The sequence below is a fragment of the Mesorhizobium sp. M0136 genome, assembly GCF_040322515.1.
GTDB lineage: Bacteria > Pseudomonadota > Alphaproteobacteria > Rhizobiales > Rhizobiaceae > Mesorhizobium.
Genome location: NZ_JAMYTP010000053.1, coordinates 1 through 8,480, shown reverse-complemented (window position 1 = coordinate 8,480; position 8,480 = coordinate 1). Strand labels below are relative to the sequence as shown.

Annotated in this window: 6 protein-coding genes; 5 read left to right on the top strand and 1 reads right to left on the bottom strand. The window is 63.5% G+C overall.

Features of this window, described 5'->3' with window-relative positions:
- Window positions 1–197 precede the first annotated feature (197 nt).
- The 5 genes from NKJ35_RS30505 (at window position 198) to NKJ35_RS30485 (ending at window position 5,972) form a co-directional block, all read left to right on the top strand.
- Complete coding sequence (locus NKJ35_RS30505; RefSeq protein ID WP_352651337.1) at window positions 198–1,319, top strand: ATP phosphoribosyltransferase regulatory subunit; 1,122 nt, start codon at window positions 198–200, stop codon at window positions 1,317–1,319.
- Complete coding sequence (gene hisG / locus NKJ35_RS30500; RefSeq protein WP_352651335.1) at window positions 1,316–2,017, top strand: ATP phosphoribosyltransferase; 702 nt, start codon at window positions 1,316–1,318, stop codon at window positions 2,015–2,017. The genes NKJ35_RS30505 and hisG overlap by 4 nt, the downstream gene beginning before the upstream one ends.
- A 398-nt stretch (window positions 2,018–2,415) precedes the next feature.
- A complete protein-coding gene (locus NKJ35_RS30495) occupies window positions 2,416–4,182 on the top strand; it encodes an AMP-binding protein (protein WP_352651333.1) in 1,767 nt (588 codons plus the stop codon).
- A gap of 62 nt (window positions 4,183–4,244) precedes the next feature.
- Window positions 4,245–4,466, top strand: a complete 222-nt coding sequence (locus NKJ35_RS30490; protein WP_254819326.1) for a cysteine rich repeat-containing protein — start codon at window positions 4,245–4,247, stop codon at window positions 4,464–4,466.
- A gap of 402 nt (window positions 4,467–4,868) precedes the next feature.
- Window positions 4,869–5,972 (top strand): calcium:cation antiporter, encoded by a 1,104-nt coding sequence (locus NKJ35_RS30485; protein WP_352651331.1) that lies wholly within the window; start codon window positions 4,869–4,871, stop codon window positions 5,970–5,972.
- 831 nt (window positions 5,973–6,803) lie between these two features.
- On the opposite strand, the gene NKJ35_RS30475 is transcribed toward NKJ35_RS30485, so the two are convergent.
- Window positions 6,804–8,054, bottom strand: a complete 1,251-nt coding sequence (locus tag NKJ35_RS30475) for a coiled-coil domain-containing protein (RefSeq protein ID WP_352651328.1) — start codon at window positions 8,052–8,054, stop codon at window positions 6,804–6,806.
- Window positions 8,055–8,480 lie beyond the last annotated feature (426 nt).

Below are 8,480 nucleotides of genomic sequence, written 5' to 3'. Positions count from 1 at the left end.
CCGGGTGGGGGGCGGGTATTTGTTTATAACACACACACACCCATGCCCCCCCCCACGGGGGGATTTTGGATGTCGCGCCTGCTTTCGCCAATCTCCGGCGTTGGAGAAAAGGTGCCGGGGCCCAAGCTGCCGATCTCCCCCCTTGCGGGGGAGATGTCCGGCAGGACAGAGGGGGGTGCCTCGCGCCCAACCGATCAATGACCTCCCGCTACCCCGCCATCGCATCCGACATCGCGACGCTCTTCGCCGCGCGCAACACCCATGCGGTCGAAGTCGCCGTGCTGCAGCCGGCCGACCCGTTCCTCGACATGGCCGGCGAGGATTTGCGCCGTCGCATCTTTCTCACCGAGAGCGAGACCGGGCAGACGCTTTGCCTGCGGCCGGAATTCACCATTCCGGTTTGCCTCGACCACATTGCCAGCCAGGCGGGCACGCCGCGCCGCTATTCCTATCTCGGCGAGGTGTTTCGCCAGCGCCGCGAGGGCGGCAACGAATTCTTCCAGGCCGGTATCGAGGACCTCGGCGACCGCGACACCGCCGCCGCCGACGCCCGCTCGCTGGCCGATGCGCATGCGCTGCTCTCGCTGGTGCTGCCCGGCCGCGAGTTGGTGGTCACGCTCGGCGACCAGACCATTTTCGAGGCGGTGCTGGCAGCGCTTGGCCTGCCGCGCGGCTGGCGCATGCGGCTGGCGCGCGCCTTCGGCTCGGCGGCGATGCTGGAGGCAGCCCTTGCCGACCTCGCCAATCCGCCGCGCAACAGCCAGCTCGCCGGCGCGGTCGCCGCCCTTGTCCTTGATGGCGATCTGGACGCTCTTTCGGCGCATATCGCCGGCGGCATGGAAGAGGCCGGCCTGTCGGCAACGGCCGGGCGTTCGCCCTCCGAAATCGCGCGGCGCCTGGTCGAGAAGGCCGAATTGCGCAGCGTGCGGCTGTCGAACGAGGCATTTGCGGCGCTGAAGGGGTTTCTGGCGATCGACGTGCCGCTCGACAGCGCCGCCGGGGCGCTCGAAAGCTTTGCCGCCGATGCCGGCCTTTCGCTGGGCGCCGCGCTGGACAATTTTGCCGCCCGCGCCGCGGCCATCGCAAGCCTCGGCCTGCCGATGTCTGAAATCCGCTACGACGCTGCCTTCGGCCGCCCGCTCGATTACTACACCGGCCTGGTCTTCGAGATCGCGGCGCAAGGCGGCGACCGGCCGCTCGCCGGTGGTGGCCGCTACGACCGGCTGCTGACGCTGCTCGGCGCAAAAACGCCGATCCCAGGCGTCGGTTTTTCCGTCTGGCTCGACCGCATCGAGGCGTTGCGGGAGAAGGCGCCATGATCACGCTGGCGCTGCCGTCGAAGGGCCGGCTCAAGGAGCAGGCGCTGGAGGTGCTGGCCAAGGCCGGGCTTGCCGTCAGCCTGCCGGGCGACGAGCGCAAATACCGCGCCCGTATCGATGGCATGGACGGCGTCGAGATAGCGTTCCTGTCGGCCTCCGAGATCGCGGGCGAAATCGGCCAGGGCTCGGTCGATCTCGGCATCACCGGCGAAGATCTGCTGCGCGAAAACCTTGCCGATTGCGAGGCGCGCGCCGAAATCATCGCCCGCCTCGGTTTCGGCAATGCCGATGTCGTCGTCGCCGTGCCCGACATCTGGCTCGATGTCGACACCATGGCCGACCTCGACGACGTCGCCGCCGACTTCCGCCAGCGCCACGGCCGCCGGCTCAGGATCGCCACCAAATATTGGCGCCTGACCCAGCAGTTCTTTTCGCAAAAGCACGGCATCCAGGTCTATCGCATCGTCGAAAGCCTGGGCGCCACCGAAGGCGCGCCGGCGGCCGGATTGGCCGATATCGTCGTCGACATCACCACGTCAGGCTCGACGCTGCGCGCCAATCATCTCAAGGTGCTGGCCGACGGGCTCATCCTGCGCTCGCAGGCTTGCCTCGTCGCGTCGCGGAAAGCGCGGGCGGCGGCGGACGAGGCCGTGTTGCGCGATATTGCGGGCAGGATGGCGTCGGTGACCGCAGGCTGACGGCGCCGATTTCCTCCCTTGAGGGGGAGATGTCGCCGAAGGCGACAGAGGGGGTCGGTACGTCTTGACGCGACTCTCCTGACCGACAGAACAGGCTGGAGCTCCACGCGGGGCGACCCCTTCTGGCCTGCCGGCCATCTCCCCCTCGAGGGGGGAGATAAGCAGCTACGCCGACCCGAAGCAATTTCCTGACATACAGGAACTTTGTTCTTGCTTTGTGCCGGCAGCTATGCTACTAATCTCGCTATGGTGCCAATTGGCCCTGAAGACCCGCCCGCCAAGGCGGGTTTTTTGTTTTTGGCCCCGACAGGCGAGTTCCAGCGCAAGCCCCACCATCGACGGGATTTCCACCACCCCGCGGGGCTGATAGGCTCGGCTGGTCTGCGGAGGACACGGCGATGCCGATCAATCTCGACGAGTTGAAGAATGCCACCAGCCTGCGCGGCAAGCGCGATGGCGGCTCGTTCATTGCGCCGGTCGACGGCACGGCGCATGTCTCGGGCGAGCGCAGCGTGCCGCTGCTCAACCTGACGATCCCGGCGCTATTTGCCGATACGGTCAGCAAATACGGCACGCTCGATGCCGCCGTCTTCGTCGAGCAGGACAAGCGCTTTACCTGGGAGGAACTCTCGGAGACCGTCGATGCGCTGGCCGCCGGCTTCCTGGCGCTCGGCCTCGAGAAAGGCGATCGCGTCGGCATCTGGTCGCCGAACCGCTGGGAATGGCTGGTGACGCAATTCGCCACCGCCCGCATCGGCCTGATCCTGGTCAACATCAACCCGGCCTACCGCCTGGTCGAACTGGAATATGCCTTGAACAAGGTCGCTTGCCGAGCGCTCGTCACCGCCGCCAAGTTCAAGAGCTCCGACTATCTCGGCATGATCGAAACGCTGGCGCCGGAGATCGCCAAGGCCACCCCCGGCAAGCTCGACGCAAACAGACTGCCGGCGCTGAAGACCGTCATCCGCATGGACGAGGAGAGTTCGCCGGGCATGTTCAATTTCGCCGATGTGCTGGCGATGGCCGGGCGCGACGAGCATGACCGGCTCGACCGCATTTCCGACGGGCTGAAACCGGACGACGCCATCAACATCCAGTTCACCAGCGGCACGACCGGCGCTCCGAAAGGCGCGACGCTGACCCACAACAACATCGTCAACAACGGCAATTTCGTCACCGCGGCGATCCGGCTTACCGTCGACGACCTGCTGTGCATCCCGGTGCCGCTCTACCACTGCTTCGGCATGTCGATGGGCACGATGGGCTGCGTCACCAAGGGCGCGACCATGGTTTTCCCGAGCGAGGGGTTCGATGCCGGCGCCACGCTGAAGGCGGTGGCGACGGAACGCTGCACCGCGCTTTACGGCGTGCCGACCATGTTCGTCGGCCTGCTCGATCATCCGGACTTTCAGTCCTTCGATCTCACCAGCCTGCGCACCGGCATCATGGCCGGCTCGCCATGCCCGATCGAGGTGATGAAGAAGGTGGTGTCGCTGATGCATATGGCCGAGGTGACCATCGCCTACGGCATGACCGAGACCAGCCCCGTGTCGTTCCAGAGCAGCGTCGACGATCCCCTGGAAAAGCGCGTCTCCACCGTCGGCCGCGTCCATCCTCATGTCGAGGTCAAGGCGATAGACGCCGAAGGCGCCACCGTCGCGGTCGGCACGCCGGGCGAGCTCTGCACGCGCGGCTATTCGGTGATGAAGGGCTATTGGGACGACGAGGCAAAGACCCGCGAGGCCATCGACGCGGAGGGCTGGATGCACACCGGCGACCTCGCCACCATCGACGCAGACGGCTATTGCAACATCGTCGGCCGGGTCAAGGACATGGTCATCCGCGGCGGCGAGAACGTCTATCCGCGCGAGGTCGAGGAATTCCTCTATCGCCACCCCAAGATCAAGGAGGTGCAGGTGTTCGGCATTCCCGACCCGAAATACGGCGAGGAGCTGTGCGCCTGGATCGTGCTGAAGCCCGGCCAGATCACCACGGAGCAGGACATCAAGGCGTTCTGCGCCGGCCAGATCGCCCATTTCAAGATCCCGCGCTATATCCGCTTCCGCACCGAATTGCCGATGACGGTGACCGGCAAGCCGCAGAAATTCCTGATGCGCCAGGCGATGATCGATGAACTGGGATTGGTGACGCAGAAGACGGCTTGAGAAGGCTTGCGTCTACGCGTGACGGAGGCGTTGTTTGGGCAACATATTGAGGGGGGTGTTCCATGCGGATTGGGTTAGGCGTGCTTTTCCTGGCAACACAGCTGGCAGCCACCGCGGCGCTGGCGCAGACGGCGGCCGAGCGTGAGGCCTGCCAGGCAGATTACCAGAGATTGTGCAAAGGCGTGCTGCCGGGCGGTGGCCGCGTCGTCAAATGCCTGGCCGGTCACATGAGCGAGCTGACGCCCGAATGCAGGAAGGTCGTCAAGGCCAACACGCCCGGCTAGCGTGTGAGCTTCCCTGCGGGTGACATGATGTTTCGGACAAGGGTCAGGCGAGGTGTGCGGGGGCTAGGAGGATTCTTGCGAAGAGGACCCCCACCCCTGACCCTCCCCACAAGGGGGAGGGGGACTTTCGGTGGTGCCGACCTTTGCAAAATTGCCTGCATTTCGTCCCCAAAAGGAAAGCAAGGGCGCGCGGCAGCGTTCCCTCCCCCTAGTGGGGAGGGTTAGGGGGGGTCCATTTTCGCAAGACTCCAAATGCGATTGCCTTCCCCTTGAAGGGGTAGGTACGCTGCGATTGGGCTCGTCATGACCTGTCATATGCGAATTCCTCTGGATGGTCGCGGTGCGCAACAGTGGTTGCAAATCGCCCTTCCACGGGATTCGCGGGAAGGCAAAACGGTGACAATGAGTGGTTTCGCAAGATCGGCGATTTCCTACGGCATGCCGTTGGGCGCGCTGGCGATGGCTGTCGCGGTCAGGGCCAGCGGGGTGTCGGTGGACGAAGGGTCGCTGGGCACCAGGATATTTATCGGCGCGCTGTCGAGCGCGATCATGTTCATCACCATTTTCGTGGTGCTCGACCACGCCGAGGCGGTGGCCCGGCGGGTAGGCGAGCCGTACGGCACGTTGGTGCTGACCATCGCGGTGACGGCAATCGAAGTGTCGATCATCGTTTCGATCATGCTGCACGGCGCGAACAACCCGACGCTTGCACGTGAATCCGTGTTCTCGACGGTGATGATCACCTCCACCGGTGTTGTCGGCATGTGCCTGACGTTTGGCGGCTGGCGCCATCGCAAGCAGGCAATCGTGCGCCAAGGCACAAGCGCCTATCTGGCGGTTCTGGTCGCGCTGAGCGTCATGACGCTCATTCTGCCGACCTACACGCGAACCACCGATCCCGGCACGTTCTCGGCGGCTCAGCTTGGCTTCGTCAGCGTGCTTTCGGTGCTGCTGTATGCCGGTTTTCTGTTCGCGCAGACTGTCCGCCACCGCGACGATTTCATCGACGCACAAGCACACGGCGCCTCGACGCGAACCGACGCTCACGAAAGCGTCGCCGCCGGCGCTATTCTCCTGCTGATCGGGCTGATCGGCATTGTCATGCTGGCCGAACAGGTCGCGGCAAGTGTCGAAGATGCGCTCATTGCCTATGAGGTGCCGCAGGCCGACGCCATTGTCGGCGCGATGATCGCCGGGCTCGTCTTGATGCCGGAGGCGATTTCAGCGGTCCGTGCCGCACTCAACAACGAGCTGCAGCGCGGCCTGAACGTCGCCATGGGTTCGGCCTGCGCGACAATCGGTTTGACAATACCAGGCATAGCCGCCGCCAGCCTGCTCACCGGAAGAGGGCTGACCCTGGGGCTGCCGGCGACCGACACGGTGCTTTTGGTCCTGGCGCTTTTCATCTGCAATGTAAGCTTTAGCACCGAGAGAACGACGTTCCTGACCGGGCTGGTGCATTTGGTGGTGTTTTTTACCTGGGTGTTTTTGATATTTGTGCCGTGAGGGGGTGGGAGGCGCAGATGGGCTAGAACGCCGCCTTGTAGATGGCGAAGCGGATCGTACCGCTGTCGGCGTGCAGCGCTGTCAATCAGGCTTGGTGCTATATTATTGCAGTGACCCTGCCCGACGCATCGAGGCGACAACTGACTTGCGCCTGGCGGACTTCGATGCCGCCTTCTCTTGCGTAGTCTATTCGCACCTCGATCGGCGCCGTGAGTGCGCCCCGACGTTGATGCAAGGCGCCTGCGCTTGCCGCGTGGACACGGACGGCGCCTAGCGGCGTCGCAGCGGCCATGATCGCCGCGCGGCAGGCTCGCACGACCGCAATCGGCGTACCGGGTTTCGGTGTCAGTGGCCCCAGAGATCCAAACGGATACCCCTTGGTGAAGTCACCCTCACCGGCTTTGGAAGGCCTGAGGACGGGTGGCAGCACGATGAATTGCCTGGCGGTCTTGGCAGAGGCAGGGGCCGTCGCTGCAGTCGAATTGTCGGGTGCGGTAGCCGCCTCGTTTTCGGCGGACGGATCGTCGCCCACGCTGGCACTTGTGCTTGTGTCACCAACGTTGCCGCTGGCACCAACGCCTGCGTCGACTGATCCGTCATCTGCACCGACCGAAGCTCCAACGTTTGCTCCGCCTACGCCGTCGACGCTCGTGCCCGCCCCGACAGATACGCCTTGCGAACCGGCGCTCACTCCAGCACCGACCCCGACACCGCCGGCCCTACCGCCCACGCCTGCTTCAAGTGCCGAGGCAGGCCCAATTGTAGTCCCGATCACCAACGCGGCTGCGACATACTTGTTCATAGTCGTCTCCCCTGCGGCTACCGTTTTGCTCACTGGTCTTCACTCGCGCGGCTCGAGCTTTTTGATGGCCGTGTTGGAAGCAATGCTGCGGGAAGAGGTATGGTTGCCAGCAGAGCAGTTTGCGGCGACTTTTGGATCTTCACTCTCTGTTTTTCCGGCAAGCCCGGTTTACGGGCTGGTTGGGCGCCCGAACGCGATAACCTGCTTGCAAGTGCACTCGCGGGGGTACGTGTTTTCGGCGCGCGCTCCACAGCCGCAGTCCGACGCTTACCCTTGACAGTATCAATTGCCTCACGCGCCGCACTGAGGCTGCGGGCTAGACCGATAGCCCTTTCACGCTCTTGGTCGAGCGCCGCACTCAATGCTACCGAATTCTGCTTTAAAGCATCGCGCTCCTGGCGAACAATATCGAGGTCACGTACAGCTGAATCTGCTCGTTCGCGTCCCCGTTCGAGCCTTTCTCGAACCTGCTTTAGAGCGGCCTCGGCCACCTGTCGGTCCCTTATGGCGTTGGCCTGCTCGACGGCTGCCAGATTTGCGCCTGTCTTAAGAGCATCGATAGTTTGGCGAGCCGTGGCAAGTTCTTGTTCCAGGAGCTCAACCTTGTGCCGCTCGTCATCAAGCGCTCGCTTAGCAGCAAGCTGGGAGGCTTCCATAGAGGGGTGCGCGCCAAGCGCGGCGGCCTGCTCGCTGTTCCAGAGACTGGCTTCAGCCCTGTAGCTTTCGATAACGCGCTGCGCCGTCTCCAGATCGAGCGCGAGCGCTTCGTCTGTTCGCTGCTGCTCTTTTAGGGCTTGTGCTTGCTGAGCCACCGTGTCTGCCAGCACGTGTGCCTGGGCGCTTAGCTCACGTATGCTGCGCTGCATGACGTTTAGCTCCGCTCGTGCTGCGGCCAATTCGCGGCGTAAAGCCTCCTCATGCTCGCCGAGCGGCGGTTGCGCGCCCTCCTTGAGTGCCTGTGTTTCGCTGAGCACCAGCTCTCTGGATATATGGGATCCGAGCGCGCCCGGTTGTGGCTTGCCCGGTTCTTTGTCGACCTTGGTATGTTTGGAAACCACGACCGACGAGCTGTCGTTAGCTATGGCAACCGCTGGCGCTTCGGGGGCCAACTGACCATTTGCCGGAGATGCCAACAGCAGAACGAGGCATAACGGAATGAGGGACGGCGCGCCGTTACACCTCCTGCCGCTTATCTGGTGAGGTAAAATCAAGGGCCGTCGTTTAATAAAGGTGAAGTCAGAGCGGAGACATTTTGACCTGGTACTCTGCACATGATTCATCACTGAACCTCACCGATCGCAGCCCTCACCGCTATTGTATTCTCCACTTACTGCACGCCGCGGCGCCGTGGATGCCGCACCAAAAAGATCAATGCTAGTGAAGCACCCTCGGCAACGCCAAAGCACGGAATTGCGCGCAAAGGCTGTTTCCTATTTCCTTAGTTGTCATCATTCGAACAAACGGAACTTTCGGCTTTTTGGGATGACCATCTTCTCTACCCAACGGCTGTGATGCGGCGCAAAGCAGCCATTCAGGCTGCGAAGGTCGACTTCGGGTCACACCAAACCTTTCGCTGGATGGTAGGCGCACCCGCCAGCACCGCCGCCTCCAACCCGCGGATGATCGTACGCATCCGGTGAAGACCGCAGACGTGCATATCCGATGCCATGAGGACCTGAGCACCGCGGTGCTGGGGTCAAGCTTTC

Bases quoted from the DNA above. Each gene is read 5' to 3' on its own strand.
- NKJ35_RS30490 (WP_254819326.1), top strand. From the start codon at position 4,245: ATGCGGATTGGGTTAGGCGTGCTTTTCCTGGCAACACAGCTGGCAGCC.
- NKJ35_RS30485 (WP_352651331.1), top strand. From the start codon at position 4,869: ATGAGTGGTTTCGCAAGATCGGCGATTTCCTACGGCATGCCGTTGGGC.
- hisG (WP_352651335.1), top strand. From the start codon at position 1,316: ATGATCACGCTGGCGCTGCCGTCGAAGGGCCGGCTCAAGGAGCAGGCG.
- NKJ35_RS30505 (WP_352651337.1), top strand. From the start codon at position 198: ATGACCTCCCGCTACCCCGCCATCGCATCCGACATCGCGACGCTCTTC.
- NKJ35_RS30475 (WP_352651328.1), bottom strand. From the start codon at position 8,054: ATGAATCATGTGCAGAGTACCAGGTCAAAATGTCTCCGCTCTGACTTC.
- NKJ35_RS30495 (WP_352651333.1), top strand. From the start codon at position 2,416: ATGCCGATCAATCTCGACGAGTTGAAGAATGCCACCAGCCTGCGCGGC.